We start from the raw sequence: 26,775 nt of genomic DNA, 5'->3' as shown, positions 1-26,775 counted from the left end.
GGGCGAGTGGCGCCTGGGCTCGGCGACGGCCACGCGCAGGCCGTGGTCGACGGCATGGATGCCGGGGCCGAGTTCGCTCAAGCGGGCGGGCAGGCGGCGGTCGTCCTGCCAATAGCTTTCGAGGTAGCTGGTCGACGGCAGCGGCACGCCGGGCCCCGCGCGGGTGTAGAGGCACTCGAAGCGCGCCATCTCCCGGGCGACGTGCTGTTGGGCCACACGGTCCTCCGCCATGAAGAGGCCGGCCGCCACCAGGGTGCCGCACACGACGGCGACGGCGGCGGCCCCGGGCAGCAGCGCGAGCGGCCCACGGCCGCAGAAGGTGTCAGTCAGGGATGGCAAGCCGATACCCGATGCGGTGGACAGTCATGAGCAGGGGTCGCTCGAAAGGCACGTCCAGCGCCTGCCGCAAGCGGTAGATGTGGGTGCGCAGAGGTTCGCTGCCGGGCCGGGCATCGGACCAGATCCGGTCCTCCAGCCTGGCCTTGAACACCGGCAGCGGCGCCGCCTGGGCCAGTTCGGACAGCAGCCGAAAGGGGATCTCCGACAGCTCGACCCGGATGCCGTCGCGCAGCGCCTGCGAATGCGCGTGGTCGATCACCAGCTCGCCCAGGCGCTGGATGCCGGCGCCGCACAGCTTGCCGCGGCGCGCGATGGCCCGCAGGCGAAAGGCAAGCTCCTGCGGGTCGATCGGCTTGGCGAGATAGTCGTCCCCCCCGGCGCGAAAGCCCTCCAGCTTGTCGGCCAGCGCGTCGCGCGCCGTCAGAAAGACGACGGGCGTGGCGACATGGTGGCGCTCGCGCATCGCCCGACAGGCCGCGAGGCCGTCGACGCCCGGCATGCCGACGTCCATGACGATGGCATCGTATTCCCGGCGCGCCGCCTGCTCGATGGCGACGGCGCCATTGAAGGCGAAGTCGACCTCGAATCCGACTTCGGACAGGTAGTCGGCCAAGGAACCCGCCAGGGCGCCGTCGTCCTCCACCAGCAACACATTGATCATTCGCTCCCCTTGCCTGCATTCACCGCCCCGCAGCCTAAGGAGGAAAGGATCAAACAGTTGTCAAAAATGGCTTCTCGGGCGCCTGTTCCTCAACCCCGTTGCCGAAATGCCTACGCACGCGGGGCCGATATGGGCGCACAGTGGGGCACCGAGCGAACGAAAGGAACATGCATGCAGATCCAGGTGAACACCAGCAATGGCATCGAGAACAAGGAGACGCTGGACAAATGGGCCGATGCGGAGATCCGCCAGTGCCTGAGCCGATTCTCGGAGGACGTCACGCGCGTGGAGATCCACCTCAGCGACGAAAACCATGACGCCAAGGGCGCCGCCGACAAGCGCTGCGCGATGGAAGCGCGGCTCGCCAAGCACCAGCCGGTGGCCGTGACGCACCACGCGCCGAACATGGACGAGGCCTTCCGCGGCGCCGCCGACAAGCTCAAGCGCGCGCTGGACAGCACGCTCGGGCGCCTCTACGGCCATCGGGATCGCGAGTCGATCCGCAAGGATGGCCCCGTCAGCGAATAAGGACTGATCAGGGCTCGCGCCCGTGCGCGAGCCGATACAGCATCGGCAGCACCAGCAGTGTCAGGGCGGTCGAGGACAGGATGCCGCCGATCACGACGGTGGCGAGCGGCCTCTGGACCTCGGCGCCGGTGCCGAGGGCGATCGCCATCGGCACGAATCCCAGCGACGCGACCAATGCCGTCATCAGGACCGGGCGCAGTCGCGTCAGCGCGCCCTCGCGGATCGCGGCGTCCAGCGGCATGCCGTCAGCGCGCAGGCCGCGGATGCACGAGATCATCACCAGGCCATTGAGCACCGCCACGCCCGACAGCGCGATGAAGCCCACGCCGGCGGAGATCGACAGCGGAATGTCCCGCAGCCACAGCGCGACGACGCCGCCCGTCAGGGCGAAGGGCACGCCGGTGAACACCAGCAGGCCGTCCTTCGCGTTGCCGAACATCACGAACAGCAGGGCGAAGACCAGCAGCAGCGCGACGGGAACCACGATCTGCAGGCGCTTGCCGGCCGACTGCAGTTGTTCGAAGGTTCCTCCCCACTGGGTCCAGTAGCCGCTCGGGATCGGCACCTGCTCGCCGATCCTGCGTTGCGCGTCGGCGACGAAGCTGCCGATGTCGCGTCCCCGGACGTTGGCCGTGACCACGACGCGGCGCTTGCCATCCTCGCGGCTGATCTGGTTCGGCCCCGGCGCCGAGACGATGGTCGCGACTTCACCCAGGCGCACGAAGCCGCGCGGCACGCCCTCGGCGGCCGCGGGCAGCCGCAGCGGCAGGCGCTGGATCGCCTCGATGTCGCCGCGAACCGGATCCGGCAGGCGAACCACGATGTCGAAGCGGCGGTCGCCTTCGAACACCGCGCCGGCCTCCTGCCCGCCCAGGGCGGCGGCAACACTTTCCTGGATGTCCGCGACATCGAGGCCGAGCCTGGACGCCTTTTCCCGGTCGATCCGCAGCGTGAGCATCGGAAGACCGGTGGTCTGCTCCACCTTCACGTCAGCCGCGCCCGGGATGCCTTCCAGAACGCGCGAGATGCGCTCCGCGCTCTCGTTCATTTCCTCCATGCCGTCGCCGAACACCTTGACGGCGACGTCGCTGCGCACGCCGGAGATCAGCTCGTTGAACCGCATCTGGATGGGTTGCGTGAACTCGTAGTTGTTGCCCGGCACCTGGCCCAGGGCCTCCTGCATGGCCGACACGAGATCGTCCTTGCCGCGGCCGGGGTCGGGCCACTGGCTGCGCGGCTTGAGCATCACGAAGTTGTCGGCCACGTTGGGCGGCATCGGGTCGGTCGCGATCTCGGCGGTGCCGAGCTTGGCGAAGATGGTGTCGACCTCCGGGAATGACTTGACGACCCTCTCGAGCTGGCTCTGCATGCCGATCGCCTGGGTCAGGCTGGTGCCGGGGATGCGCAAGGCGTGCAGCGCGATGTCGCCCTCGTCGAGGCTGGGAATGAACTCGCTGCCCATGCGGGTCGTCAGCAGTCCGGACAGGAGGACGCAGGCCGCCGCCGCGACGAGCACCAGCGGCTTGCGCGCCATCGCCCAGTCGAAGGCGGGTGCGTATCCGCGCGTGGCCCAGGCCATCAGGCGGCCCTCCTTCTCGCCGACCTTGCCGGTGATGAACAACGCGACGGCCGAGGGAACGAAGGTGATCGAGAGAATCATCGCGCCCAGCAATGCGATCACCACGGTGAATGCCATCGGGTGGAACATCTTTCCTTCGACGCCGGCGAGCGCAAAGATCGGCAGGTAGACCACCATGATGATGAGCTGCCCGAACATCAGCGCGCGCCGCGACTCCCTGGATGCGGCGAAGACTTCATGGAAGCGCTCGTTGCGCGTCAGGCCGCGGCCCAGCTTCGCCTGGGCATGCGAGAGCCGGCGTATGCAGTTCTCGACGATGACGACGGCGCCGTCGATGATGATGCCGAAGTCCAGCGCGCCCAGGCTCATCAGGTTGGCGCTGACCTTGTGGCTGACCATCCCGGTGAAGGTGAACAGCATCGCCAGCGGAATCACCGTGGCGGTGATGAGGGCCGCGCGGATGTTGCCCAGGAACAGGAAGAGGATCGCGATGACCAGCAAGGCGCCTTCGAGCAGGTTCTTCTGGACGGTCGCGATGGCCTTCTCGACCAGGATGGTCCGGTCGTAGATGGTCTTGGCGACGACGCCATTGGGCAGGCTCTTGTTTATGGCCTTCAGGCGTTTGTCGACCGCCGTGGACACGTCGCGGCTGTTCTCGCCGATCAGCATGAAGACGGTGCCGAGGACGACCTCCTTGCCGTTCCGGGTCGCCGCGCCGGTGCGCAGCTCCTTGCCGAGCCCCACCTCGGCCACGTCGCGGATGCGCACGGGCACGCCCTTCACATTGGCGACCACGACGTCGGCGATGCTCTCGATGCCGCCGAGTTGCCCGGGAGACCGGATCAGGTACTGCTCGCCGCGGCTCTCGATGTAGCCGGCCCCGACGCTGGCGTTGTTGCGGTTCAGGGCGGCCACCAGATCGGAGATGGCCAGTCCATGCGCCACGAGGCGGTCGGGCAGCGGCGCGACCTGGAATTCCTTGGCATAGCCGCCGATGGTGTTGATCTCGGTCACGCCGGGCACGGTGCGCAGCTGCGGCTTGATCACCCAGTCCTGGATTTCGCGCAGGTCCATGAGGGTGTAGGCGCTGCCGTCGGCCTTGCGCGCGCCGGGCTCTGCTTCCACGGTCCACATGTAGATCTCGCCGAGACCGGTGGCGATGGGCCCGAGGCTGGGCGTCAGTCCGCCCGGCAGCTTGCCACGCGCCTCCTGGACCCGTTCGCCCACCAGCTGGCGAGCGAAATGGATGTCCGTGCCTTCCTTGAAGATCACGGTGACCTGCGACAGGCCATAGCGCGAGATCGAGCGTGTCTGCTCGAGCCTGGGCAGCCCGGCCATGGCGGTCTCGATCGGGAAGGTGACGCGCTGCTCGGCTTCGAGCGGCGAGTAGCCCGGCGCCTCGGTGTTGATCTGGACCTGGACATTGGTGATGTCGGGCACGGCGTCGATCGGCAATTGCCGATAGCTGTGGATGCCGAGGCCGGCCATGCCGAGGATGGCCAGCATGACGATCCATCGCTGGTCGATGGCGAAACGGATGATGCGTTCGAACATGGTGTGCTGCAGCGCCCGCTTCAATGGTCGTGGCTCGCGCCGGCCTTGCCGAGCTCGGCCTTGACGACGAAGCTGTTGGTTCGCGCGTAGCGCTCCCCTGCCCTGAGCCCCTCGCGCACCTCGACGCGCTTGCCGTCGCCGCGCCCGAGTTCCAGCGGCCGGGCTTCGAGCGCCGTGCCGTAGCGGCCGAACACCACTTTCCAGTCGCGCAGATCCTGCACGGCATCGGCCGCGACCGAGACCGGCACTTCCTTTTCCTCGACCAGCACGTCGATCGAGACCGGCAGCCCCGGGCGCCAGAGGCCCTTGGGGTTGGGCAGCGCGATGCGCGCGGTGGCATGGCGCGTCTGCTCGCCGACCAGCGCGCTGACGTAGTCGATCCTGGCCTCGGCTTGCGCATCGAAGGCGTCGGCCTTCACCACGACGGGCAGGCCGGCGACGATGCTGCCCAGGTGCTGCGGGGCGACGGCTGCTTCCACCCAGACCGAGGACAGGTCGGACACGGTGAAGACGGCACTGTCTTCCTTGACGCTCTCGCCCAGGGAGAGGCGCTTTTCGGTGACCACGCCGTCGATCGGGGAGCGCAGTTCGTAGCGCGTGAGGCTGCCGCCCGCGGCGGCGCCGCCGAGCGTGGCGAGCTTGTGCTGCGCGCTCTGGACGGCGATGGCGGATTCCTCCATCGCGGCGCGCGCCTGCAGCATGTCCTGCTCCGGGGAGATCTTCTCTTCCCACAGCTGGCGCTCGCGCGCGTAGGTGCCGCGGGCCAGCGCGAGGCGGCGCTGCGCCGCGAGCAGGCCGGCGCGTTGATCGGAAAGCGCCTGGCTGCTCAGCACGGCCAGCACCTGGCCCTTGCGGACGCTGTCCCCGGCGCTGGTCTTGACCTCTTCGACCAGCCCGGCCAGGCGCGGCACCACCTGGACCGTGCGATCGCTGTTGTACCTGACCTCGCCCAGCAGCCGCAGGGTGGTGCCGATCATGGCGGGCCCCGCGACGTCCAGTTCGACACCGGCCGACTGGAGCTGGGCGTCGCTCATGGTCACGCGGGCTTCCACCTGTTCGTAGTCCCACTGATGGGTCTTGCCCGCATGCGCGGCGCTCAGGTTCAGCTTGAAGGAGTGCGGCTCGGCGACGACGGCGTCGCCCACGAGGTAGTCGGCCTCCTTGCGAAAGGCAAAGGACTGCGGCGCCTGGCCAAGGCGTTCGAGCGTCAGCTGGATGCGGCTCTGCGCGGGGTCTGCCGGCTGGCCGTCGACGTAGGTGTAGAGCCTGAACCGGGGTTCGACCCCCGTCTCGAAGATCGTCACCTCGACGGCGTAGTCGCCATCCTTCAGCAGCCTGCCGCCGTGCGGGCCCCTGGCGGGTGTATCGGAAGCCTCTTGCGCGTGCCCGTGCGGGTGCTCGTCGCCGCCGGCCGCGGTCTTCGGGCTGCCGAGGATGAAGGCGCCGAGCACGACGGTGATGACGATCACGGCGGCAATGGCGAGCCATTGTTTGGGGGCTTGGGATGGGTTCATGGAAGGTGCTCCGCGCTTCATTGGGGATCGGGCATCGCTTCGATGCCGAGGATTCGGTTCAGGTCGGCAGCCGCGCGATGGGCCTCGGCGAGTGCGCGCAGGTGCTGCGTGCGGGCCTGCAACAGGGTGCGCTGGGCATCGAGCGCTTCCAGGAAGCTGAACTTGCCGAGCTCGAAGCCCCGGGTGGCCGCATCGAAGGCGCTCTGCGCGCCGGGCAGCACCTCGGCCGCGAGCACCTGCGCTTCGGCGCGCGAAGCGGACAGGCGCTCGCGCGCCTGGATGGCCTCGCTTTCGACCTGGGCTCGGGCCGCGCGCCATTCGTCGCGGGCCTTGTCCTCGCGCTTCAGGGCTTCCAGCACATGGCCCTGGTTGCGGTCGAAGAGCGGCAAGGGAATCGTCACGCCGATCACCGCTTGATTGCGACCGATTTCCTGGTCGCGCTTCGCGCCGAGGCTGACCGTGATGTCGGAGACGCGGCGCGCGTTCTCGACGGCGCTCAAGGCCTTGCGGCGCTCGACTTCGATTTCGGCGCGCCGCACGGCGGGCGCCGCTTCCAGTCGGGCGCGCACCGCGTCTTCAGGAGGCAGGCCCGGCAGGTCGGCGAGGCTTCCCTGCAGCACGACCTGGCCCAGCGGCTGGCCCATCGCCTGGCCGAGGCGCGAGCGCGCGCCCGCCTCTTCCCCGCGAAGCTGGGCCAGCTCGATGCGCACACCGGCCTCGGCGACGCGCGCCTTGGTCTCTTCGACAGGAGAGATCTTGCCGGCCTTCACGCGCTGGGCCGCCGCATCCGACGAGCGCCGCGACAGCGCGAGCGACGCTTCGGCGACGCGGGCCCGCTCCTGGATGGCGAGCAGGTCGAAGAAGGCGGTGATGACGGCGGAGCGCACCGCGTGCCGGCGCGCGTCCAGCTCGAGGCGCGCCGCATCGAGCGCGCGGTCCGCGGCGGCGATGCGGGCATCGCGCTTGCCCCCCAGCTCGATCGCCTGGTTGATCTGCACGGTGGTCGTGCGCGTGTCCCGGCGCGTGTCTTCCTGCAGATAGGACAGCTCGGGATTGGGCCTCGCCGCCGCCTGCAGCCGCGCGCCGTCGACGGCACCGAGCTCCGAGTGGGCGACGGCGAGTTCGGGGTTGCGCGCCAGCGCGGCCTCGACCGCCTGGCGCAGCGACAGCGGCGGCACGCCGCTGGCGTCAGCGCCGGCGGCCGGGAGGGGTGGGGAAAGAGGGGTTGGGGCGCCTTGGGCAAGAGCCGCGGGCACGACGAAAAATACAGTTGCCACGAGCGGCAACACAGACCTGCGCATCGAATTCTCCAGGAATCACTGAGGAAAGAGGGAATTCGGCGAGATCGGATGCGCTCGGGCTCTCTCCTGCTACTGAAGAAGCGTCACGCGCAACCGGGCTGACCTCGCCGAAGGAATTTCGGCGAGCTTCCTGGGAGGGCGTTMAAGGCCGGCAATCGACAAGCTGGAGTAACGGTCGACCTCGTGGGGCCGGACCGTTCCATCGGCCACGACAGGCGCGGCGAGCGACGGCATGGAGGGGACCGGGTTGGCACCTGGAAGATGATCGTGATCGGCGTCGGCCGCGAGGGGCCGGCTGTCACCCGATGTGTCGTCGCGCGACGCCTCGTCGTGATGCGCCTTGTGATGACCGAAATGCCGGACGGTGACTTCGGACTCGTGCGCGCAGACGCTCGCCGCCGCGCTCCAGACCGACTGGAGCGGAAGCAACATCATCAGGAAGACGAGAACGAGCCGACGCACGGGCCGAAGTCTAGCGGGCGCAGGAATGGCCCCATTCTTTCGAGCGGATTGCGGGCCGTCGCCGAAGCCTCAGGCCTGGAGAAACGCCAGCAGCAGCCGGCTCACCGCCTCCGGCTGCTCCTGCTGCACCCAATGGCCGGCGCCGTCGACGAGGTGGACGCCCGTCATGCGCGTGCAGGCGCTGGCCTGCATCGCCTCGAAGTCGCCGGGCTTCTGGTAGGTGCCCCAGTCGCTGCGGCCGGCGATGAAGCACGAGGGCACGTCGATCGTGCGGCCGGACCAGATCTGCAGCTCCGCCGTGAACTGCCCGCCGGTCGCGCAGCGATACCACTGCAGGCCGCCCTGGAAGCCGGTGCGGGCGTATTCGGACGCATACACCGCGAGCGCGTCGTCGGGCAGCCAGCGGCAGGCGGCGATCTGCGCGGCCGATGGCATCTCGGCGGCCACGGTCTGGGCCATGGTCTTGTCGGCTTCCATGACGTAGTAGGTCGGGAGCTTCGCCAGTTCGGTGGCGCTGAGCGCGCGCAGCGGGTGCGGCTGGTTCCCGGGCCAGTCGGCGCTCTTGTGGTGGTAGTAGGCGCGCAGGAAGGCATGCAGGCCCTGAGGGGCATGCCGCATGTCGGCGTCGGCCTCGCGGGTCGCGTAGTACCACTGGTAGTGCTTGCGCGGCGGCGAGAGCGCGGCGAGATCCTGCAGCACTGTGCCGATGGCCGACAGGCCCGCGGGCGTCGGCGCGGCCGCGCCCAGGGGCAGCGCGGGCGGACCGCCGAAGGGCGCGCTCATCAACGCGACCGAGGTGAACACGTCGGGTCGCAGCAGCGCGCACCACGCGGCCACCGGCGAGCCGAAGTCATGCCCGACCACCGCGGCGACCTGGCGATAGCCGAGCGCGGCCACCAGGCCGAGCGCATCGCGCACGAGGTTGAGCATGCGGAATTCGCCGAGCTCGGCGTCATAGCCGGCGTGCCAGCCGGTGGTGCGGCCATAGCCGCGTTGATCGGGCGCCACCACGTGGAAGCCCGCGGCGGCGAGTGGCAGCATGACCCGCCGCCAGCTGAAGGCCAGTTCGGGAAAGCCGTGCAGCAGCAGCACGCAGGGGCGGCCCGGGGTCTCGAAGCCGGCCTCCAGCACATGCATCGAGAGGCCGTTGACCTTGTCGACGAAGCGGGAGCGGATGCCCTCGGGCAAGGGCAGCGCGGGCAGCCCGGGCAGCATCAGGCGCCTGTCTTTCCGATGTGCGCAAGGGCCTTGCTCACTTCGAGGGTGCCTTGCGCCGAGCCGCTCTGGGGCACGGTCTCGCCGCCACGCTCGGTCACGTCGGGCAGGCGGGCGGCCAGCCGCTCGGGGGCGTCGTCGCCGAGGCCGATCCAGGCGCCCTGGGTCAGCGTGATGTGCGCCGCCTCGAAGCTGCCGGCGCCCGCGCAGAGGATGGTGCGGCTGGGCGCGTCCTGCGCGGCGAGCACCAGCATCGCGGGCACCACGGCCTCGGGCTTGAGGGCATCGAGCACTTCCTCGGGCATCAGGCCTTCGGTCATGCGCGTGGCGGCGGTGGGCGCCAGGCAGTTGACCCGGATGTCGTTCTTGGCGCCTTCGATGCTCAAGGTCTGCATCAGGCCCACCAGGGCCATCTTGGCCGCGCCGTAGTTGCTCTGGCCGAAGTTGCCGTACAGGCCCGAGGACGAGGTGGTCATGACGATGCGGCCGTACTTCTGCGCGTTCATGATCGCCCAGACGGCCTTGGTGCAATGCACGGCGCCCATGAGATGCACGTCGAGCACAAGACGGAAATCGGCCATCTCCATCTTGGCGAAGCTCTTGTCGCGCAGGATGCCGGCGTTGTTGACGAGGATGTCGACGCGGCCCCACGCCTCGGCGGCCTGGGCGACCATCGCCTGCACGGCTTCGAAATCGGTCACCGACGCGCCATTGGCGATCGCCTCGCCGCCGGCGGCCCTGATCTCGTCGACGACGGCCTGGGCGGCGCCGACCGAGGCGCCGGAGCCATCGCGCGCGCCGCCGAGGTCGTTGACGAGGACCTTGGCGCCGCGCGCGGCGAGTGCCAGTGCATGCTCGCGGCCCAGCCCGCCGCCGGCGCCGGTCACGATGGCCACGCGGCCCTTGAAGTCGATGTTGCTGATGCTCATGTCGCTGGTGCTTTCTTGAAGTCGAATAAACGGTCGATAGCGCGACGCGTTTTAACCCAGAAAGCGGGCCGTCCGACCCCGGGGCACATCCCGACTCAGTCGTCCCGGCGACTGACCTTTTCGCAGTAGTCCAGCAGGAGATCGAGTTCCGCGGACTTGTCGAAGAAGGCATCGGCGCCCAGCGCCTTGCTGCGCGCGCGCATGTCGGGCGTCGCGTAGTTGCTCAGCACCACCACCTTCTGGTGGGGTGCCCGGCGCCGGCAGGCGCTGACCACGCCCAGGCCGTTGCCCTGGTCCAGGAAGAGGTCGACGATGGCCATGTCCCAACTGTCCGCGTGATCGCGCAGCCAGGTGACGGCCTCGGTCTCACCACTGGCGTGCGCGACGACGGTGGCGTCGGCGACGTCCTCAAGGAAGCCCACCAGGTTTTCGCGAATGACATCGTTGTCTTCCACCAGGTAGGTCTTGAAGGTCATCGGGAGCTTGCGGATCTGGATGTGATGCAGCGTTGACTGCGGGTTGTCGGGGTGCTTGACGCCATCATCGCGCAGGCAGGCGCCGCCGCGGTGGGCCATGGCGGCCACTGTGGGTAGGCAAGCACCTACCCCCCGCGCATGCGGCGCCGGCCCGTGGCGGGCGGCCCCCATCCGAAGGAGTTCTTCCGACCTACAGCGCGGCGCGCTGGCTGACAGGTGACGGGGCGGACGCGGGTGTCTCCACCCAGTGGTTCTTGAAGCCCAGGCGCGAGGGCGAGACGTACTGTGCGCGGTAGATCTCGAAGGGCATGGTGTCGCTCGCCTCGGTGCGCTTCTGCGCCTCCAGCGAGGTCTGCGTCATGCGCTCGAAGTACGCCTGCTGCTCGGCGGAAAACGGCAGCGCCAGCAGCGCGTCGCGCGTCTTTGCGGACTGCGCGCGGATGAAGCCGACGAAGGAGTCGTCGTGTGCCTTCGACATCGCGGCGAGCACGCGCGCCGAAGGCAGGCTGGCGGGGTCGCGCAGCGCGGCCTGCGCGGCGGCCACTGACTCGGCATGCAGGCTTGTGCCGTGCGCGGCATCGAGCGCGGCGGCGATCGGCGCGAACTGCTCCAGCAGTTCGGCGCCCCATTCGGTGAGCGAGGCCTCGCGCCCGCCGCGCATCAGCTGGAGGCCGGGTTCGCGCCCGCGCGCGGCCGTGAGGTTCTGGTTGTGCGCGAGTTCGGCGATCTCTTCGCGCGTATCGGGCGGGCTGTCGGCCAGCAGGCAGTGCAGCAGGAAGACGTCGAGGAAGCGCATGGTCTGCGCCGTGATGCCGACGGGCTCGAAGGGGTCGAGGTCCATCAGCCGGACTTCGACGTACTCGACCCCGCGCTCGCGCAGCGCGTGCAGCGGGCGCTCGCCGGGGTAGATGACGCGCTTGGGGCGGATGGTGCCGTAGAACTCGTTCTCGATCTGCAGGAGGCTGGTGGCGAGCTGGTTGTAGTCGCCGCCGAGATTGCGGATGCCGATGGCCTCGTAGGCCGGCCAGGGGCGGGTGAGCGCGTCCTGCAGGGACGCGCCGTAGCCGTCGAGGCTGTTGTAGCTCACGGCCAGCGAGGCCTGCGCCTCGCTCTGGTAGCCCAGCCGGCCCATGCGCAGCGAGGTGCCGTGGGGCATGTGCATGCTGCCGTCGCCGATCGGCTGCAGCTCGTGCGGGCGGCCGTTGACGAAGCTCGCGCACAGCGCGGGCGAAGCGCCGAAGAGGTAGAGCAGGAGGAAGGCGTGGCGGCGGAAGTTGCGGATCAGGGCGAAATACTGCTCGCTGGACACCTCGGGCAGCGACCAGTTGTAGTGGATGCCCGAGATGGTCTGCATGCGCCGCCCGTAGCGGTGGCTCAGGCCCATGCGGTAGACGCTCTTGGCCCGGCCGACGTTGGACGAGCCATAGCGCCCGATCGGGATGGTTTCATCCGGCGGCAGGCCGCAGGGCATGCTCGACACCCAGAGGCGCTCGTCGCCGGCCTCCTTGAGCACGCGGTAGGTGAACTGGTGGACCCGGACGAGTTCGTCGAGCGTGGCCTCGACGCTCGTGTGGGCGCCGGTGATGAGTTCGAGCTGGGATTCGCTGAAATCGGTCGTGATGTGCGGATGCATGAGCGCCGACCCCAGCGCCGCCGGATGCGGGGTCAGGGCCAGGTTGCCGTCGGGTTGCGCCCGCAGGCTCTCCTTCTCGATCCCGCGCCGGACCCCCCTCAGCCGCGCGGGCGAGAGCGCGGCGAGGCGCTCCTTCAAGTTGCTCATATTCGTATAGCCCATCGTTCTTTGTGGGGCTGGAAGGTAGCACGGCCGCGAAAGCCGCGCATGCGGGATGGAAGGGAGCCCCCAGGGCGGCCCGGGCCTCGTCCCCTCAGGCCAGGACGCGCAGCAGGAAGCGGTTGAGGTCGGCGATTTCCTCCATGCAGACGGAATGTTCCATCGGGTATTCGTGCCATTCGACCTCGTGGCCGAGCGCCCGCAGCGCGTCGCGGCTCTGGGCGGCGCGGGCGATGGGGATCACCCCGTCGCGCAGGCCGTGGGCCTGGAAGATCGGCGTGCGGCGGTTGGCCTCGTGCGCTTCGGCGGCGGTGAACTCGGCCAGCGGCAGGTAGCCGGAGAGGCCGACGATGCCGGCCAGCGTCTGGGCGTGGCGCAGGCCGGTCATGAAGGCCATCGCGCAACCCTGGGAGAAGCCCGCCAGGACGATGCGGCCGGCCGGGATGCCGCGGGTGTTTTCGTGGGCGATCAGCGCCTCGATGGCCGCCTGGGAGCGGCGCAGGCCGGCCTCGTCCTCGCGCGGGGGGGAATCGGTGCCGAGGCCGTAGATGTCGTACCAGGCCGGCATGCGGTAGCCGCCGTTGAGGGTGACGGGCATGACGGGCGCGTTGGGGAAGACGAAGCGCACCGGGCCCACGCTGGAAAGATCCATTTCGTTGGCGATCGGCACGAAGTCGTTGCCGTCGGCGCCCAGGCCGTGCATGAGGATGACGCTGGCCGTCGGATGGGGGCCGGTTTCGATTTCGATGGGGGAAAGTGACATGACCCCGAAGTTACCGCAGAACGGGGCGTGGAAGCGGCCGGATGGCTGCGGTGCGGCGGCCTTGACAGATGCCGCAAGCACCTTCCGCGGCGGCAAGAGGACATCGCGTTGCGGCGCGCGCGTCTCGGCGGTGCGACAAACAAATTGTCCCCGACAAGCCCCGCGATTTGCGATTTCTTGAGGGAAAAATAGCCAGATCATCCCATTCGTGACGCGTGAGGGCTGTCAGAGTGACGTGACAGTTTTCTTCTTCTCCGGATGTTCGGACGCTCCTGGAATAGCGGTGCCACCGTCTTGCACGCTGGCTCCGAGAGCTCGTCACCTCTGTAAATCAGCAATCAATAGATCAGGAATACTTCTGGCATCGTACTTGCACCTATGCCGTCACCAGTTGCAAGAAATAGATATCACCATTTATCACGTCCCACGACGCCCACCGCCGATCAATGCGGCAGATCTTCAAGGGCCGCGAAATATCTATTCCAGATTTCATTTCTCGTCAGGTTATTCGTGTTTTTAAAGAGAGGAGTAAATCATGGCTACAGGACCGACCGTATGGACACCCTCTTCCATTGCCATGTTGCAGGGAATCAGCGAGGGGTGGATACCGATGACGCGAGCGGGCGAGCCCTCGGTCGTCGCCACCTATCAAACGAGAGATGCGTATGCGACGGCCAATTAGACCATTCAACTCGAATACGACTATGTGAGTTGGGGAGGCACTGGCRGCTCCGGGCACAGCCTCTATCTGTTCGATCCAGGCGTGCCCGGAGCGGGCACCGGCGGAGCTGCTGACGGCGCTGGCTATCGCGGTCTCGTCGGAGCGTACGTCGGGATCGTGTTCGATGTGGATGGCAGCTTCAACACCCAAGGGATTCCTACCGCCGGAGGGCCGAATTTCTACGTCATTGCGGCAGGCGAGGCAGGCGAGGCAGGCGAGGCAGACAACTATGTCATCGAGTCCTTCGATTCCATTTACGGCCCTACGCCACAGGAACTGACGTGCCCCACCGCGGCATCCCGGCAGGACGCCATCGATGCGGGTTGCGTCAAACACGTGCTCGCGGCCTTTGTTCCCGACGCGGCCATCAACCGCTATCGAGTGACCTTGTTCGTGAACAATGTGCCCCTTTTTGGGTACGTTCCGCACGGCCTCGCCTTCGCGACGCCGATACCACCCTCGGTCAAGATCGGTATTTCGGCAGCCAATGGAAGCTTGACCTCCAATCAGGAAATCCGTGGGCAATCCGTCGTACTGAGCGTAACTCCGACGCCATAGCCGAGGGCCGCATCCGCCGGGCGAGCGGCGCTGCCGACCTTTGCGCCCCTGGTAAAGGCAAATGCGGCGCCCGCCCCACCATTCATCCAGTTCCAACGACGTCTACCGCGAATCCATGCGTCGAGCTTCAATCGTCACGAAAAATCAATTCCGAATTTCATTGTTCTTGGAGTTGTTCCGGTTTTTCAAAGGAGGAGTAAATCATGGTCTGGACAGTTTCTTCCATCAAGATGCTGCAGGATATCAGTAGCGACGGCTGGGTCCCACCCCCTAGCCGCGATGTCATCCAGGAGAGTGTCAGCAGGACCTTCCGCGGCGGACGCAATGGCATGAGGCGCAACATCAAGATTCAATGCGGCGCCCGCGTCTCATCGACGCGACAGACATATTGACCCCGACAAGCCCGGCGAATTGCGATCTCTTGAAGGAGGAATTGCCAGACCATCCTATTCATTGGCGCACCGAGGGCTGTCAGAGTGACGTGACAGTTTTCTTCTTTCCCGGGTTTCGGACGCTCATGAAAATGGCGGTACTACCGGCTTTCGCGCTGGCTCCGCGAGCTCCTCTCCTCTGTAAATCGGCGATCCTGAGAACAGGAATATTTCTCGCATCGGACTTGCGGATTCACGGCCGCGATTTGCGAAAAACAAGAATAGCCATTTATCACGTTGCAACAGCCTCTACCGCCAATCCGTGCATCAGAGCTTGAATTGCCACCGACAATCCATTCCGAATTTCAGCTCTCGCGGGATCGTTCTGGTGCTTCAAAGGAGGAGCAAAGATCATGATTGCAGAACCCAAGGTGTGGACCGTATCTTCCATCGCCATGTTGCAGGGGCGCAGCAGCGACGGCTGGCTACCAATGACGCGAGCGGGCGAGACCGATGTCGTGGGTTGGTACAAGACAAGATATCCCTTTGCGAAGGCCCATCATGCCATTCGCCTCGAATACGACTACGTCAGCTGGGGAGGCACTGGCGGCTCCGGGCACAGCATCTATCTCTTCGATCCAAGCGTGCCCGGGGCGGGCACCGGCGGAGCTGCCGACGGCGCCGGATATCGCGGTCTCGTCGGAGCGTATGTCGGGATCGTCTTCGACGTGGACGGCAGCTTCAACACGCACGGAATTTCCACCTCCGGGGGGCCGAATTTCTACGTCATCGCGGCAGGGCAGGCGGATAACTATGTCATCGAGTCCTTCGACTCCATTTACGGCCCGTCGCCGCAGGACCTGACCTATCCCACCCAGACATCCCGGCAGAAGGCCATCGATGCGGGTTGCGTCAAACACGTGGTGGCGAGCTTTGTTCCCGACGCGGATCTGAGCCGCTATCGCGTCAGCCTGTCGGTCAACAATTTGCCCATCTTCGTGGACGTTCCGCACGGCCTCGCCTTCGCGACCCAGATACCGCCCGAGCTCAAGCTCGGCATTTCCGCAGCCAACGGACGCTTGACCTCCAATCAGGAACTCTGCATGCCAACCGTGGCGCTGACCGTAATGCAATTGATGCAATAGCCGCGGGGCGCGTCTGCCGGCGGAGCCGACGCTGCCGGCTCTGTTCAGCCTCTAGGAAAAGCGCGGCGCCCGCCGCTCACGCAGCGAGGCGACGCCCTCGCGCACGTCCGGCCCGGCGAAGCCCATGAACTCGAGCGCCAGCGAGGCATCGAAGGTCGGGCCGGCCTGGCGCAGCCAGTTGTTGAGCGCGTACTTGGTGAAGCGGATCGCGCTCTGGCTGCCCGCCGCCAGCCGCTCGGCGATCTCGTAGGCGCGCGGGAGCAGGTCGGCCTCGTCCACGGCCAGCGATACCAGCCCGATGCGCTCGGCTTCTTCCCCGCTCACGGGCTCGCACAGCAGCAGGTGGTACTTGGCCTTCGCCATGCCGCAGAGCAAGGGCCAGACGATCGCCGCGTGGTCGCCGGCCGCCACGCCCAGGCGCGTGTGGCCATCGACGATCTTCGCGCTCTTGCTGGCGATGGAGATGTCGGCCAGCAGCCCCGCCACCAGCCCGGCGCCGACGGCCGGCCCGTGCATCGCGCTGACGATGGGCTTGTCGCAGTTGACGATGTTGTAGACCAGGTCGCGCGCCTCCTTCCAGACGCGAAGGCGCACGGCATCGTCGGTGCTCATCTGTTCGACCAGCCCGAGGTCGCCGCCGCCCGAGAAGCCCATGCCTTCGCCGCGCAGCACGGCGCAGCGCACGCTGTCGTCGGCCGCCAGGTCGCGCCAGATCTCGGCGAGTTCGCGATGGCCGTCGGGGCCGGCCGTCGGCAGCTTGCCGTTGTTCGCGCGCATCTGGATGTCGAGCACCGCGTCGCCGGCGCCGCGGCGGGTGATGGCGAGGGTCTGGTAGCGGGCGTAGTCCATGGCGTTCTCCATTGTCCTTCGGCTAGTTGCGGGATGCGAGGTCCCGGCAGGCCTTGAGGTTGGTGTTGAAGGTCGAGATCAGCAGAGGCTGGCAGGTGTCCGCCGAGAGCTTGAAGCGGCACAGGCCGACCACCAGGAAATCGGAGACCGCCTCGGTGCACATCGGATAACGCGCGAGCGCCGGATTGGCCTGCGTCTTGAAGCCCCAGACATCGGAGAAGTCGAGCATGCGGCCCATCGCGTCCTCGAAATAGTCGCGGTCCTTCTCCGCCACGGCCGTCTCCATCGCGGGCAGTTCGGCGTCGAGGAAGCGCATGGCGGCGGCGGGAAAGTCATCGGCCTGTACCTGGGCGCCGGCGCTCGACGCGGCGAGCGCGAGCAGCAAGGGGGCGATGAGCCGCGCCGCGGCGGCGGAAGATCGATGGCGGATGGATTCCATGGTTTGCGGTCTTGCGAAGGCTGCGATGCCGCCGGCCCTCTCGGGCCGGCGCCGGAAGCTTATTTGAACCGAAACCGGGGAAGCCTCCGCCTACCAGCTCACGCGCACGCCCACCGAGCCCTGCACTGAGGACTTCACCCTCGCATCGCCCCCGGCGCTGAAGAGGCGCCCGGCCTCGCCATAGAGCGTGGTGGCGGCGCTCAGCGCGAGCGTGAAGCCGCCCGCCACCTCGGCCGAGGTGTAGCCGCTCGCGCTCGCGATCGCGGTGCTCGCGGCCGGGCCGACGAAGGTCGTGAGATCGGTGCCCGAACTCGCGCTGTACATGTTCAGGCGCGCGTAGGGCTGCAGCCGTCCGGCGCGCGTGGTGATGTCGCCCTTGATGCGCACGCCGAGACGGCCGATCCAGCCGCCCTCGGCATCCTGCCGGACGCGCGCGCCGCTGATCAGCACGTCGTCGAGGCGGGTCTGCTGGTGGACCAGCTGCGCCTGCGGCTCGATGCTCCAGCCTTCCGCAAGAGGGAAGGCCTTGCCGGTCTCGATCGACGCGGTGCTGCTTCGGCCCTTGCCGGAGGCGCTGGGGTTGCCGTCCGGGCGCAAGGTGTAGCTGTGGCTGCCGGCCTGGAGCACGGCGTCGGCGTACCAGCCGCTGCTCGTGTCCATCCAGGTGGCGTAGGCGCCGAGGTAGCGCGACTGCAGGTCGTCGCTGCCGACGGCGCCGATGGTGCCGCGCGCGTTGCCGGTGACGTCGGCGCCACCATCGAGCGAACCCACATAGAGGCCCGCGCGCCAGTTGCCGGCGGCCAGCAGGTCGGTGCCGGCCTGCACGCCACTCACGTGGCCTTGGCTTCGCGCGGCGGCGGTGCCGGCCTGACGGATGTCGATGTCGCTGTACACGGCGCGCGCCCAAGCCTGGCGGCCGTCTGTCGAGGCCTCGTCGCCGACGCGGCGGTGCAGGTTGCCGAGCATCGCGAGATCGGCCTGGCGCAGTTGCGCCGGCAGCGCGGCAAAGAGCGGCACTTCGGTGCGGTAGGTCGGCACGGTGGTGGGGGCGGGCGAGGCGTCGGCCTTGATCGGCGCGGCCAGCCCGTCCGCCGCATTCGGCGACTGGCTCGAGGCGGGCGCGCCGGCGGGCGGCGCGAGGGTCGTCTCGGAACGCAGATACCAGTTCTCGCCAGCGCCCTGCGCGTCGGCCGCGTACAGGCGGTACTCGAAGGCGCCCGCGTCCACGTGGCCGTTGGCCAGCGAGAAGGCATCGCGGGTGGTCTGGGCCGTGGTCGTCGCGCCGTTGCGCGCGCTCAGCACCTCGATGCCGTTGCCGCTGGTCTGGGCGCCGAGGCCGCCGAGGTTGGTGATGCGCACGGTGGTGTGGCCGCTGGCGCTGGCGGCGGGGCCGCTGAGCACCAGGCGGTCGCTCAGGCTCGCGCTGTTGCCGAGCACCGTGCCGAGGTTCAGGACGCCGTTGTTGCCGACGTAGGCCCCGGTCACCGTGAGCGTGCTGCCCGCGCCGGCGCTCAGCAGGTTGACGCTGCCGGCATTCTGGAGCGACGCCACCGTCTGGTTGAAACCGCCGGTGTCGAGCGTGGCGCCGGCCGCGACGGTGTGCGCCGAGAAGCCGCTGAAAGCACCGGCCGCCCCGCCCTTCAGGATGCCCGCCGCGACGGTGGTCGCGCCGCTGTAGCTGTTGGCGCCCGAGAGCAGCGTGGTGCCTCCGCCGACCTGCCGCAAGGCGCCGCTGCCGCTGATGATGCCCGTCAGGTTCAGCGTGTTCGAGCGGTTCGCGACCAGCTCGGCGTTGTTGACGATATTGCCCACGACACTGCCGGAAGCCCCGCCGTTGCCGAGTTGCAGCGTGCCGGCCGAGATGGTCGTGCCGCCCGCATAGCTGTTGTCGGCGGTGAAGATCGTCGTGCCCGAGCCGGCTTGCGTCACGCTGCCGGTGCCGCTGATGGGGGCGGCGAAGCCGAGGGTGTTCGAACGGTTGATGACCAGCGCCGCGTTGTCCACGATCGGGCCGCCGACGGCACCCGTCGTCGCGCCGTTGCCCAGCTGCAGGGTGCCGCCGCTGATCGTGGTGGTGCCGGTGACCGCCTGGTCGCGGGTCAGCGTCAGGATGCCCGCGCCGGTCTTCTCGATGCCGCCGGCGCCGGACAGCAGGCCGGCGTAGCTCGCATCGACCGGCTGCGCGAAGCGGACCAGGCCGTTGTCGGTGATCGCCGCCGGCGCGAACTGCGCCGTGGTCTGCAGGGTGCCGGCCGCGTCGACCGTCATGCTGCCCGTATAGCCGCTGGCGTCGGTGCCGAGAATGAGCGTGCCGGCGGCCACCCGCGTGCTGGTGATGCCGGAGCCGGGCAGTGCGTTGCCGAAAGTCCAGGTGCCGCTGCCGTCCTTCACCAGCGTCTGGAAATTCGAGACCGCCTTGGTGAAGGTGTCGGTGCCGCTGCCGATCAGGGCCAGGGTGTTGCTGCCGCCGCCGCCGTCGACCGTGCCGGTGATCGACGAGCCGGTGCCGATGCTCAGCTTGTCGTCGCCGTTGGCGAAGACCAGGTCGCCGATCACCTGGCCCTGGTTCGTGAAGTCGATCGCCATGGTGCCGTGCACGCCGATGACGTTGCCCGCGCCGCCCTTGTATTCGATGATGCCGGTGGCGCCGTTGACCACGGTGTTCGCGCCGCTCGACGGCTCGAACCAGATCGCCGAGCCACCCGCCTGCGAGCGGATCTCGCCGTTGTTGATGATGGTGTTGCCGGTGCCGATCGGGTTGATTGCTTCCGCGTCGAAGGCAGTGCCGTTGGACAGCACCTTGGCGCCCTGCTCGATGGTCAGCGTGTTGCCGGAGTGGAACTCGATGGTGTTGGTGCCGGTGCCGTAGTAGCCGTTGGTGCCGTCCGGCGCGCTGTTCTGCACCGTGGCGCCGCCCTGGATCAGGATGTTCGAGTTGTCGCCCAGGCTGATGGCGGGCAGGCCGCCGGTGCTGATGACGGCGTTGGGCTGGACATCGACCGAGGCGCCGGACGGCGTGGTGGGGCCGCTGCCCACGATCATGGTCTGGGTGGTGCCCGGGGCGCAGGTGAAGACGTTCGCGCTGCTCGAGCAATCGGCCATCGCGGCGCCGGCGAAGGCCAGCAGCACACCGGCGACCGCCGCCTGAAGGCCCTGCCCGCGGACAGCGACCGGAAGGTTCAGGCCCGATGCCGACCCGGGGCGCGCGGACGCGGTTGACTTGCCGGCGCCGGGCGCCAACTCCGACGCGACGGCCCAGAGGCCCTGCGAGGAATTCCAGACGACCCTGAAAACGCGGTTCATGTTTTTTCTTTCTGTGAGTTGCAACCCGCGCGAAACGGGAAATGAATACTTACGAATGTAATCAGTAGGTACTCATATTTGTAAGGAAGAACTTCACGCTTTTGGTGCGCCACATGTCGAGCCGAACCAGACACGCTACGGTTTCGATAGCAATGGAGTGATGTGGGATGAGGCATGCGCAGAGCTTCTCAGCCCGGAGCGCCAAGGCATCAGGACAGGCGCGAAGAGGTAGGCGGCCATGCGAACCGACGCACGTAAACTCGGCCGATGCCATCCAAACCCCCCAGACCGCTGCGCACGCTCGAGCGCGGCGTCATGTGCATCCTGATCGGCGCGCTCGTGCTGATAGCGCCGAACTTCCTGCAGTCGCCCATGTGGCACGACATGGTGGCGGGGGCCTATCTCGTGGGTTGGTTCGCGCTGGTGCTGGGGATCGCGCTGGTCGCGGTGGACCTGGTGCAGCGCGCCAGGAACAAGGCGCGCTGAGCGGCCGCCGCGCGGCGGCGAGGGGGCTCAGGCTTTCCCGAGAATCTTCCGGGTGAGCTCGACCGCCGCCAGCACGACGGTGCCGGCCACGATGCCGACGCCGGCATTGGCGCCCATCGAAGCCAGGCTGCCGGCCACGCCGCCCACCGCCTCGGCCCAGGCCCCGATGGCATGGCCGAGGGCCGGCACGCCGTGCACGAGGATGCCGCCGCCCACCAGGAACATGGCGACGGTGCCGGCGACGGAAAGGCCCTTCATGAGCCAGGGCGCCATCGCGAGGATGCCGCGGCCCAGGGCGCGCGCGGCCGCCGCTTCACGCCGGCTCAGATAGAGCCCCGCGTCGTCCAGCTTCACGATGCTCGCCACCAGCCCGTAGACGCCGAGGGTCATGATGATCGCGATGCCGGCCAGCACGGTGAGCTGCGTCGTGAAGGGCTGGCCCTGCACGGTGCCCAGCGTGATCGCGATGATTTCCGCCGAGAGGATGAAGTCGGTGCGCACCGCGCCCTTGATCCGGTCCTTCTCGAGCGCGACCAGATCGACATCGGCGCTGGCGACGGCTTGTTCGTGGCGCGCCGTGTCGGCCGCGTGTTCCTTCCCGTGCAGCAGCTTGTGGGCGAGCTTTTCGCAGCCCTCGAAGCAGAGGAACGCGCCACCCACCATCAGGAGCGGCGTCACCAGCCAGGGCAGCCAGGTGCCGATCGCCAGCGCGGCGGGCACGAGGATCGCCTTGTTGACGAAGGAGCCCTTGCACACCGCCCACACGACCGGCAACTCCCGCTCCGCCCTGACGCCCGAGACCTGCTGCGCGTTGAGCGCCAGGTCGTCGCCCAGCACGCCGGCGGTCTTCTTGGCCGCCACCTTCGTGAGGAGCGAGACGTCGTCGAGGATGGTCGCGATGTCGTCGAGCAGCAGCAGGAGACCGGTCGCCATGCGGGCCCGCTCCGGCTAGACCGCGCGCTTGAGGCGGATCTCTTCGATCTTCACGCTGCCGAGCTGCGTCGTCTTGGCGGTCTTCATCTCGCGCTTGAAGCCGGCGAGTTCATGGAAGCGCATCGCGCGGTCGTTGCGCAGCGGCACCCAGACGGTGACCACGGTGCAGCCCTCTTCCTCGAGGCCGTCGCGCGCGGCATCCCACAGGGCCACGCCCACGCCCTTGCCCCAGTGCTCGGGCTTCACGTAAAGGGCCCAGATCTCTCCGGTGGTGGAAGGCGTCTTGGCATCGCGCGAGCGGTCGTAGCCGACGAAGCCCACGACCTTCTCGCCCAGCACCGCGACCTGCACCTGCGGCTCGCTGAACTCGATGGCCTCGCGCCATTTGGCTTCGCGCGTGGAAGGCGCCAGCGCGCGCAACTGGTCTTCGGGCAGGATCCCCGTGTAGGCGGCCTTGGCGGCTTCGGCGTGGACTTCGGCGATGGCTTTGGCATCGCTCATGGTGGCGGGGCGAACTTCGTAATCGGACATGGCTGCGGGAGCGAACGGTAAAGGGCCGTATTGTCGCCGCGCCGCTAAACTGCCAGCTGAACTCGCATCAACAACGGAGAGCACCACCATGGCAAAAAGTCAGCAGCGCAGCACCAAGGAAGCCAAGAAACCGAAGAAGGACACGACCCCGCCGAAGCCGCCGGGCGCCGGAATCGAGCCCGTGCGCACGATCACCACGGCGGTGATCCCGCGCGGCAAGCTCAAGAACAAGTGATGTGGAGGCTGGCCCGGTGAGCACGCCCACGGCCCCGCCGCAGCCGCGCAATCCGCTGCACGGGCTCACGCTGGAAGCCATCGTGACGGCGCTGGTGGCGGCGTACGGCTGGCAGGGACTGGGCGAGCGCATCGCGCTGCGCTGCTTCACCAGCGACCCGAGCATCGCGTCGAGCCTGAAGTTCCTGCGCAAGACGCCCTGGGCGCGCGAGAAGGTCGAGAGCCTCTACCTGTTCATGCTGCGTGACCAGCGCCGGCAGCAGTCCTCGCGTTCGCCATGACGGCGCGCGTGGAGCCCGGCGGCTTCAGCTTCGAGGCCGAGGCCGGCCGCACCCTTCTCCAGTCGGCCGATGCGGCGGGCATCGAACTCCCGAGCTCGTGCCGCAACGGCACCTGCCGCACCTGCCTGTGCAAGCTCGTCAGCGGCGAGATCCGCTATCGCATCGAATGGCCGGGCGTGAGCGCGGATGAAAAGGCCGAGGGCTGGATCCTGCCCTGCGTGGCCGAACCGCTGGGCGACGTCACGCTGGACGTGCCTCTCGCCTTCTCGGCGTTCTCAGACTTCTGACTTCACGATCCGGTCGCGCTGCGCGAGCGCGGGGAAGAGCCGGAACCACGCGAGCGCCACCACGATGGTGCCGACGCCGCCCACCACCACCGAGCCCACCGGCCCGAGCAGCGCGGCGGTGGCGCCCGATTCGAATTCGCCGAGTTGGTTGCTCGCGCCGATGAAGATCGAATTGACGGCGCTCACGCGGCCCCGCATGGCATCTGGCGTCTCGAGCTGCACCAGCGTCTGCCGGATCACCACGTTCACCATGTCCGCACCGCCCGAGACGGCGAGCGCGATGAGCGACACCACGAAGCTGCGGGAGATGCCGAAGACGATCATGCACAGGCCGAAAGTCCCGACCGCCATCAACAGCACACGCCCGACACGGCGCTCGATGGGCCTGCGGGTCAGCAGGACCGACATGAATAGGGCGCCCACCGCCGGCGCCCCGCGCAACAGGCCCAGGCCCCAGGGGCCCGTGTGCAGGATGTCCTTGGCGTAGATGGGCAGCAGCGCCACCGCCCCGCCCAGCAGCACCGCGAAGAGATCGAGCGAGACCGCGCCGAGCACGGGCTTGCGCTTCCAGATGAAGTCGACCCCCGCCAGCACGGTGCGCAGGGTGACCGGCTCGCGCGGCGTGGGCGTGTAGACATAGCGCAGCCGCGCCAGCAGCGTGCTGGCGACGACGAAGAGCGTGAGGCTGGCGGCATACACCACGCCCATGCCCGCCACGAAGAGCAGGCCGCCCAGCGCCGGGCCGCCGATGATGGCGCCCTGCATGCCCGCCGAGCTGAAGGCCATGGCGCGCGGCAGCATGATCGGCGGCACCAGCAGGGGCGTGAGCGCCTGCTGCGCCGGCATCTGGAAGGCGCGGACCGCGCCGAGCACGAGCGACAGGCCCAGCAGCAGCGCGCGCGAGTCGTGCCCTGTCTGCACGGAAAGCAGCAGCAGGAGGGCCACCACGCCCTGCACCGCGAAGCAGGCGGCGACGATGCGCCCCCGGTGATGGCGGTCGACCACGTGGCCCGCCAGCAGCGCCAGCAGCAGCGCCGGCACGAACTGGTAGAGCCCGACCAGGCCGAGGTCCCACGCGCTGCCGGTGAGGTTGTACATGTGCCAGCCGAGCGCGACCAGCATCATCTGGCTGGCGGCGGTGCCGAAGAGGCGCCCCACCCACAGGCGCATGAAGGGCCGCTCGCGCGTGAGCTCGGAAAAACGGGGAGGCTCGGCGGAGGCGGCGGTCGCGGCGGAAGGAGGCATTCGTTCGAGGATAGCCGAGGCGGGGGTTCTAGACTTAGCGCCCGATGACAGCCTTGCAAGCACTCCACGAAGACCCTCACCTGCTGGTGCTCGACAAGCCCGCCGGCCTGCTGTGCGTGCCCGGGCGCGGCGCGGACAAGCAGGACTGCCTGAGCGCGCGCGCGGCGCTGCAATGGCCCGACGCGCTGGTGGTGCACCGGCTCGACATGGCGACCAGCGGCCTGCTCGTCATGGCGCGCAGCCCCGCGATGCAGCGCGCGCTGGGCGACGCTTTCGCCGAACGGCGGGTGACGAAGCGCTATGAGGCCTTGGTGGACGGACTATTGCCGGACGCCGACGACTGGTCGCTGATCGACGCGGCGCTGGCCGCCGACTGGCCGCGCCGGCCTCTGCAGAAGGTGGACGCCGCGGGCAAACCCAGCCAGACGCGATGGCGCGTGAAGGCGCGCTGGCCGCAACGCAACGCCAGCCACCTCTGGCTGGAGCCCCTGACCGGCCGCACCCATCAATTGCGCATCCACCTGCAATCCATCGGCCACCCGATCCTGGGCGATGCGCTCTATGGCAGCGAGGATGTCCGGCAGCGCGCGCCAAGGCTCATGCTGCACGCCACGGTGCTCGAATTCGCCCATCCCGCCGATGGCCGGCTCCTGCGTTTCGAGAGTCCGGCGCCCTTCCCCTGAGGCTTCTCGAGTGTCAGTGGAGATCGCCCTTCACCACCAGCACCGGCACGCGCGACTCCTGCAGCACGCGCTGGGTGACGCTGCCCAGCAGCAGCTTCTCGATGCCCGTGCGCCCGTGCGAGCCCATGACGATGAGATCGGCCCCGATGGCATTGGCGGTGTCGACGATGCCTTCATGCACCACATGGCCGTCGATCACGCGCTGGTCGCTGTGCAGGCCCTCGGCGGCGAGCGCCGCCACGCCGCGCGCCAGGGCCGCGTTGGCACTGCTGGTCGCGGCCGCGAGGTACTCGTTCTGCCCGAGCGCATAGTCCGCCCCGACGCCGATGAAGGGGTAGTTGTCGACGACGTGGATCAGCGTGATGCGACTTCCGAAAGCCAGCGCCAGTCCGCTGGCCTTGCTGACCGCCAGCATCGACGTTTCGGACCCGTCGATCGGAACCAGGATGTGATTGAACATGCGGACCTCTTTCGTTCACAGGGTTCGCGAACGAACCGGGCCTCGAATTTACATCCAAGGCGGAGCTGCGGACTGTAGGACGTCTACGGACCGCAAAGTTGCGTCAATCGCCTTGAAAAGCGTCCGCGCGGCAGGTCACGACCAAGGTGTCGCGCCAGCCCGGCTCGCCCTCGACGAGGGGCTGGATGGGCGTGGACTCGTGGATCACGCGCGCGTCGTCGAGCAGCAGGAGGCTCCAGGGCTCGGTCATGGTGAAGCGCTCGCCGCGCCGCCCCGTGGCCTCGAAGACGCGCGTCTCGCCGCCCTTGATGTTGTGACGGCCCACGAGCGCGACGGCCACCAGGTCGACACCGTCGCGGTGCGCGCCCTCGGGCGTCGGCCGGCCGATGCCGTCGGCGGTGTCGATGCGGAACTGGTGCGCCTCCACGTACCAGCGCTGCGTGCCGCGCAGGCCGCTGGCGACACCGCCCAGGCCCAGCATCAGCTTCTGCCACACGGGTTGCGCGACGGTGGCGGGCTCCATGGGCCCGAACCAGCGCTGCATGCCGCCGTGCAATGCGTTGTACTCGACCGGCTGCCAGTGCGCGCGGTGCGGCACCTGTTCGAACGCGGCGCCATCGACGATGAAGCAGGCGTGGCGCCGCGTGCGGTAGCGCCCGCCGTCCTTCAGGTATTCGTCGGGCGGCAGATGGTTCCAGTCGGCGTGCAGGGCCTCCAGCGCCGACAGCGGCGCGCCCAGCCAGTCGGCCACGCCTTGCGGACTCAGGACGGCGTAGCCGTCCTGGCGCAGGGTGGAAACGAGTCGGTCGGGGGGCGTGAAGGGCGGGCTGAACGCTCCCGTGCTCACTGCGCCACCTTCACGCCCTTCCAGAAGGCAACGTGGTCGCGGACCATCTCGGCTTCGGGCTTCGGATCCGCGTAGTACCACACGGCATCGGCATTGAGTTCGCCCTTGACCAGCAGCGAGTAGTAGCTGGCCGTGCCCTTCCAGGGGCAGGTCGTCTTGTGGTTGCTGAAGGTCACGAATTCGCGATTGAGCGTGCTCACCGGGAAATAGTGATTGCCCTCGACGAGCACGGTGTCATTGCTTTCGGCGATGGTGGCGCCGTTCCAGGTTGCTTTCATGTCGATCTCCG

At 68.2% G+C, this 26,775-nt stretch carries 27 protein-coding genes; 8 read left to right on the top strand and 19 right to left on the bottom strand.

Going from position 1 to position 26,775, the window contains the following annotated elements:
• Positions 1-322: 322 nt before the first annotated feature.
• Positions 323-1,000, bottom strand: coding sequence for a response regulator transcription factor (locus tag AC1DNF_RS14565; RefSeq protein ID WP_478149315.1), 678 nt, complete (start codon positions 998-1,000; stop codon positions 323-325).
• Between the two features lie 171 nt (positions 1,001-1,171).
• Here AC1DNF_RS14565 and AC1DNF_RS14560 point away from each other — a divergent pair, with 171 nt between their 5' ends.
• Positions 1,172-1,528 (top strand): HPF/RaiA family ribosome-associated protein, encoded by a 357-nt coding sequence (locus AC1DNF_RS14560; RefSeq protein ID WP_478149314.1) that lies wholly within the window; start codon positions 1,172-1,174, stop codon positions 1,526-1,528.
• Between the two features lie 7 nt (positions 1,529-1,535).
• On the opposite strand, the gene AC1DNF_RS14555 is transcribed toward AC1DNF_RS14560, so the two are convergent.
• The 9 genes from AC1DNF_RS14555 to AC1DNF_RS14515 form a co-directional block, all read right to left on the bottom strand.
• Positions 1,536-4,661 carry an efflux RND transporter permease subunit gene (locus AC1DNF_RS14555; protein WP_478149313.1) on the bottom strand — a complete coding sequence of 1,042 codons (3,126 nt, stop codon included), beginning with the start codon at positions 4,659-4,661 and terminating at the stop codon, positions 1,536-1,538.
• Positions 4,662-4,681: 20 nt separating this feature from the next.
• Entirely contained in the window at positions 4,682-6,175 is a 1,494-nt protein-coding gene (locus AC1DNF_RS14550; RefSeq protein ID WP_478149312.1) for an efflux RND transporter periplasmic adaptor subunit, read from the bottom strand.
• A gap of 17 nt (positions 6,176-6,192) precedes the next feature.
• Entirely contained in the window at positions 6,193-7,452 is a 1,260-nt protein-coding gene (locus tag AC1DNF_RS14545; protein WP_478149311.1) for a TolC family protein, read from the bottom strand.
• 93 nt (positions 7,453-7,545) lie between these two features.
• Positions 7,546-7,938: a hypothetical protein gene (locus AC1DNF_RS14540; RefSeq protein WP_478149310.1), complete on the bottom strand. Its 393-nt coding sequence runs from the start codon at positions 7,936-7,938 to the stop codon at positions 7,546-7,548.
• A 69-nt stretch (positions 7,939-8,007) separates the two neighbouring features.
• Positions 8,008-9,075, bottom strand: coding sequence for an alpha/beta fold hydrolase (locus AC1DNF_RS14535; protein ID WP_478149382.1), 1,068 nt, complete (start codon positions 9,073-9,075; stop codon positions 8,008-8,010).
• A gap of 77 nt (positions 9,076-9,152) precedes the next feature.
• Complete coding sequence (locus AC1DNF_RS14530; protein ID WP_478149309.1) at positions 9,153-10,082, bottom strand: SDR family NAD(P)-dependent oxidoreductase; 930 nt, start codon at positions 10,080-10,082, stop codon at positions 9,153-9,155.
• Positions 10,083-10,177: 95 nt separating this feature from the next.
• Positions 10,178-10,558, bottom strand: a complete 381-nt coding sequence (locus AC1DNF_RS14525) for a response regulator (RefSeq protein WP_478149381.1) — start codon at positions 10,556-10,558, stop codon at positions 10,178-10,180.
• Positions 10,559-10,748: 190 nt separating this feature from the next.
• Complete coding sequence (gene gshA, locus AC1DNF_RS14520) at positions 10,749-12,338, bottom strand: glutamate--cysteine ligase (RefSeq protein WP_478149308.1); 1,590 nt, start codon at positions 12,336-12,338, stop codon at positions 10,749-10,751.
• A 106-nt stretch (positions 12,339-12,444) separates the two neighbouring features.
• The gene (locus tag AC1DNF_RS14515) at positions 12,445-13,113 is read right to left on the bottom strand and encodes an alpha/beta hydrolase (protein ID WP_478149307.1); all 669 of its coding nucleotides are present in this window, start codon (positions 13,111-13,113) and stop codon (positions 12,445-12,447) included.
• A gap of 763 nt (positions 13,114-13,876) precedes the next feature.
• On the opposite strand from AC1DNF_RS14515, the gene AC1DNF_RS14510 reads away from it, so the two are divergent.
• Positions 13,877-14,392 (top strand): hypothetical protein, encoded by a 516-nt coding sequence (locus AC1DNF_RS14510; RefSeq protein WP_478149306.1) that lies wholly within the window; start codon positions 13,877-13,879, stop codon positions 14,390-14,392.
• Between the two features lie 784 nt (positions 14,393-15,176).
• A complete protein-coding gene (locus tag AC1DNF_RS14505; protein WP_478149305.1) occupies positions 15,177-15,908 on the top strand; it encodes a hypothetical protein in 732 nt (243 codons plus the stop codon).
• 51 nt (positions 15,909-15,959) lie between these two features.
• On the opposite strand, the gene AC1DNF_RS14500 is transcribed toward AC1DNF_RS14505, so the two are convergent.
• The 3 genes from AC1DNF_RS14500 to AC1DNF_RS14490 form a co-directional block, all read right to left on the bottom strand.
• Entirely contained in the window at positions 15,960-16,757 is a 798-nt protein-coding gene (locus AC1DNF_RS14500) for an enoyl-CoA hydratase/isomerase family protein (RefSeq protein WP_478149304.1), read from the bottom strand.
• Positions 16,758-16,779: 22 nt separating this feature from the next.
• Positions 16,780-17,196, bottom strand: a complete 417-nt coding sequence (locus tag AC1DNF_RS14495) for a hypothetical protein (RefSeq protein ID WP_478149303.1) — start codon at positions 17,194-17,196, stop codon at positions 16,780-16,782.
• Between the two features lie 90 nt (positions 17,197-17,286).
• On the bottom strand, positions 17,287-20,499 hold the full coding sequence (locus tag AC1DNF_RS14490) for an autotransporter domain-containing protein (RefSeq protein WP_478149302.1): 3,213 nt from the start codon (positions 20,497-20,499) through the stop codon (positions 17,287-17,289).
• A gap of 267 nt (positions 20,500-20,766) precedes the next feature.
• On the opposite strand from AC1DNF_RS14490, the gene AC1DNF_RS14485 reads away from it, so the two are divergent.
• Positions 20,767-20,985, top strand: a complete 219-nt coding sequence (locus tag AC1DNF_RS14485) for a hypothetical protein (protein ID WP_478149301.1) — start codon at positions 20,767-20,769, stop codon at positions 20,983-20,985.
• A gap of 27 nt (positions 20,986-21,012) precedes the next feature.
• Here the strand turns inward: AC1DNF_RS14485 and AC1DNF_RS14480 are convergent, their stop codons facing one another.
• Together AC1DNF_RS14480 and AC1DNF_RS14475 are read right to left on the bottom strand one after the other, a co-directional pair.
• Positions 21,013-21,918, bottom strand: coding sequence for a DUF808 domain-containing protein (locus tag AC1DNF_RS14480; RefSeq protein WP_478149300.1), 906 nt, complete (start codon positions 21,916-21,918; stop codon positions 21,013-21,015).
• 15 nt (positions 21,919-21,933) lie between these two features.
• Positions 21,934-22,449 (bottom strand): N-acetyltransferase family protein, encoded by a 516-nt coding sequence (locus tag AC1DNF_RS14475; protein WP_478149299.1) that lies wholly within the window; start codon positions 22,447-22,449, stop codon positions 21,934-21,936.
• A gap of 88 nt (positions 22,450-22,537) precedes the next feature.
• Between AC1DNF_RS14475 and AC1DNF_RS14470 the strand changes: the two genes are divergently transcribed.
• Genes AC1DNF_RS14470 through AC1DNF_RS14460 form a run of 3 tightly spaced genes read left to right on the top strand, consistent with a single transcriptional unit; the run spans position 22,538 to position 23,251 of the window.
• Positions 22,538-22,684, top strand: a complete 147-nt coding sequence (locus tag AC1DNF_RS14470) for a hypothetical protein (protein ID WP_478149298.1) — start codon at positions 22,538-22,540, stop codon at positions 22,682-22,684.
• A 16-nt stretch (positions 22,685-22,700) separates the two neighbouring features.
• Positions 22,701-22,964 (top strand): VF530 family protein, encoded by a 264-nt coding sequence (locus AC1DNF_RS14465; RefSeq protein ID WP_478149297.1) that lies wholly within the window; start codon positions 22,701-22,703, stop codon positions 22,962-22,964.
• A complete protein-coding gene (locus AC1DNF_RS14460) occupies positions 22,961-23,251 on the top strand; it encodes a 2Fe-2S iron-sulfur cluster-binding protein (protein WP_478149296.1) in 291 nt (96 codons plus the stop codon). Before AC1DNF_RS14465 ends, AC1DNF_RS14460 begins: the two co-directional genes overlap by 4 nt.
• Here AC1DNF_RS14460 and AC1DNF_RS14455 read toward each other — a convergent pair.
• Positions 23,240-24,496 carry an MFS transporter gene (locus AC1DNF_RS14455; protein WP_478149295.1) on the bottom strand — a complete coding sequence of 419 codons (1,257 nt, stop codon included), beginning with the start codon at positions 24,494-24,496 and terminating at the stop codon, positions 23,240-23,242. The genes AC1DNF_RS14460 and AC1DNF_RS14455 overlap by 12 nt on opposite strands.
• Positions 24,497-24,540: 44 nt before the next feature.
• Between AC1DNF_RS14455 and AC1DNF_RS14450 the strand changes: the two genes are divergently transcribed.
• Positions 24,541-25,179, top strand: coding sequence for an RluA family pseudouridine synthase (locus tag AC1DNF_RS14450; protein ID WP_478149294.1), 639 nt, complete (start codon positions 24,541-24,543; stop codon positions 25,177-25,179).
• A 13-nt stretch (positions 25,180-25,192) separates the two neighbouring features.
• Here AC1DNF_RS14450 and AC1DNF_RS14445 read toward each other — a convergent pair whose 3' ends face one another.
• The 3 genes from AC1DNF_RS14445 to AC1DNF_RS14435 all read right to left on the bottom strand — a co-directional run bounded on the left by AC1DNF_RS14445 (position 25,193) and on the right by AC1DNF_RS14435 (position 26,764).
• On the bottom strand, positions 25,193-25,639 hold the full coding sequence (locus AC1DNF_RS14445; protein ID WP_478149293.1) for a universal stress protein: 447 nt from the start codon (positions 25,637-25,639) through the stop codon (positions 25,193-25,195).
• A gap of 103 nt (positions 25,640-25,742) precedes the next feature.
• A complete protein-coding gene (locus tag AC1DNF_RS14440; protein WP_478149292.1) occupies positions 25,743-26,486 on the bottom strand; it encodes a 2OG-Fe dioxygenase family protein in 744 nt (247 codons plus the stop codon).
• Complete coding sequence (locus AC1DNF_RS14435; protein ID WP_478149291.1) at positions 26,483-26,764, bottom strand: DUF427 domain-containing protein; 282 nt, start codon at positions 26,762-26,764, stop codon at positions 26,483-26,485. Before AC1DNF_RS14435 ends, AC1DNF_RS14440 begins: the two co-directional genes overlap by 4 nt.
• Positions 26,765-26,775: the final 11 nt, after the last annotated feature.

Source organism: Variovorax sp. 01T432 (genome assembly GCF_056398605.1).
The sequence above is the reverse complement of the archived record's forward strand: the minus strand, read 5'-3'. Positions and strand labels throughout refer to the sequence as shown.

What these genes read in the sequence shown, in the direction of transcription:
- AC1DNF_RS14565 (WP_478149315.1), bottom strand. Translation starts at nt 1,000, where the DNA reads ATGATCAATGTGTTGCTGGTGGAGGACGACGGCGCCCTGGCGGGTTCC.
- AC1DNF_RS14560 (WP_478149314.1), top strand. Translation starts at nt 1,172, where the DNA reads ATGCAGATCCAGGTGAACACCAGCAATGGCATCGAGAACAAGGAGACG.
- AC1DNF_RS14555 (WP_478149313.1), bottom strand. Translation starts at nt 4,661, where the DNA reads ATGTTCGAACGCATCATCCGTTTCGCCATCGACCAGCGATGGATCGTC.
- AC1DNF_RS14550 (WP_478149312.1), bottom strand. Translation starts at nt 6,175, where the DNA reads ATGAACCCATCCCAAGCCCCCAAACAATGGCTCGCCATTGCCGCCGTG.
- AC1DNF_RS14535 (WP_478149382.1), bottom strand. Translation starts at nt 9,075, where the DNA reads ATGCATGTGCTGGAGGCCGGCTTCGAGACCCCGGGCCGCCCCTGCGTG.
- AC1DNF_RS14530 (WP_478149309.1), bottom strand. Translation starts at nt 10,082, where the DNA reads ATGAGCATCAGCAACATCGACTTCAAGGGCCGCGTGGCCATCGTGACC.
- AC1DNF_RS14525 (WP_478149381.1), bottom strand. Translation starts at nt 10,558, where the DNA reads ATGACCTTCAAGACCTACCTGGTGGAAGACAACGATGTCATTCGCGAA.
- gshA (WP_478149308.1), bottom strand. Translation starts at nt 12,338, where the DNA reads ATGAGCAACTTGAAGGAGCGCCTCGCCGCGCTCTCGCCCGCGCGGCTG.
- AC1DNF_RS14515 (WP_478149307.1), bottom strand. Translation starts at nt 13,113, where the DNA reads ATGTCACTTTCCCCCATCGAAATCGAAACCGGCCCCCATCCGACGGCC.
- AC1DNF_RS14505 (WP_478149305.1), top strand. Translation starts at nt 15,177, where the DNA reads ATGATTGCAGAACCCAAGGTGTGGACCGTATCTTCCATCGCCATGTTG.
- AC1DNF_RS14500 (WP_478149304.1), bottom strand. Translation starts at nt 16,757, where the DNA reads ATGGACTACGCCCGCTACCAGACCCTCGCCATCACCCGCCGCGGCGCC.
- AC1DNF_RS14495 (WP_478149303.1), bottom strand. Translation starts at nt 17,196, where the DNA reads ATGGAATCCATCCGCCATCGATCTTCCGCCGCCGCGGCGCGGCTCATC.
- AC1DNF_RS14490 (WP_478149302.1), bottom strand. Translation starts at nt 20,499, where the DNA reads ATGAACCGCGTTTTCAGGGTCGTCTGGAATTCCTCGCAGGGCCTCTGG.
- AC1DNF_RS14485 (WP_478149301.1), top strand. Translation starts at nt 20,767, where the DNA reads ATGCCATCCAAACCCCCCAGACCGCTGCGCACGCTCGAGCGCGGCGTC.
- AC1DNF_RS14480 (WP_478149300.1), bottom strand. Translation starts at nt 21,918, where the DNA reads ATGGCGACCGGTCTCCTGCTGCTGCTCGACGACATCGCGACCATCCTC.
- AC1DNF_RS14475 (WP_478149299.1), bottom strand. Translation starts at nt 22,449, where the DNA reads ATGTCCGATTACGAAGTTCGCCCCGCCACCATGAGCGATGCCAAAGCC.
- AC1DNF_RS14470 (WP_478149298.1), top strand. Translation starts at nt 22,538, where the DNA reads ATGGCAAAAAGTCAGCAGCGCAGCACCAAGGAAGCCAAGAAACCGAAG.
- AC1DNF_RS14460 (WP_478149296.1), top strand. Translation starts at nt 22,961, where the DNA reads ATGACGGCGCGCGTGGAGCCCGGCGGCTTCAGCTTCGAGGCCGAGGCC.
- AC1DNF_RS14455 (WP_478149295.1), bottom strand. Translation starts at nt 24,496, where the DNA reads ATGCCTCCTTCCGCCGCGACCGCCGCCTCCGCCGAGCCTCCCCGTTTT.
- AC1DNF_RS14450 (WP_478149294.1), top strand. Translation starts at nt 24,541, where the DNA reads ATGACAGCCTTGCAAGCACTCCACGAAGACCCTCACCTGCTGGTGCTC.
- AC1DNF_RS14445 (WP_478149293.1), bottom strand. Translation starts at nt 25,639, where the DNA reads ATGTTCAATCACATCCTGGTTCCGATCGACGGGTCCGAAACGTCGATG.
- AC1DNF_RS14435 (WP_478149291.1), bottom strand. Translation starts at nt 26,764, where the DNA reads ATGAAAGCAACCTGGAACGGCGCCACCATCGCCGAAAGCAATGACACC.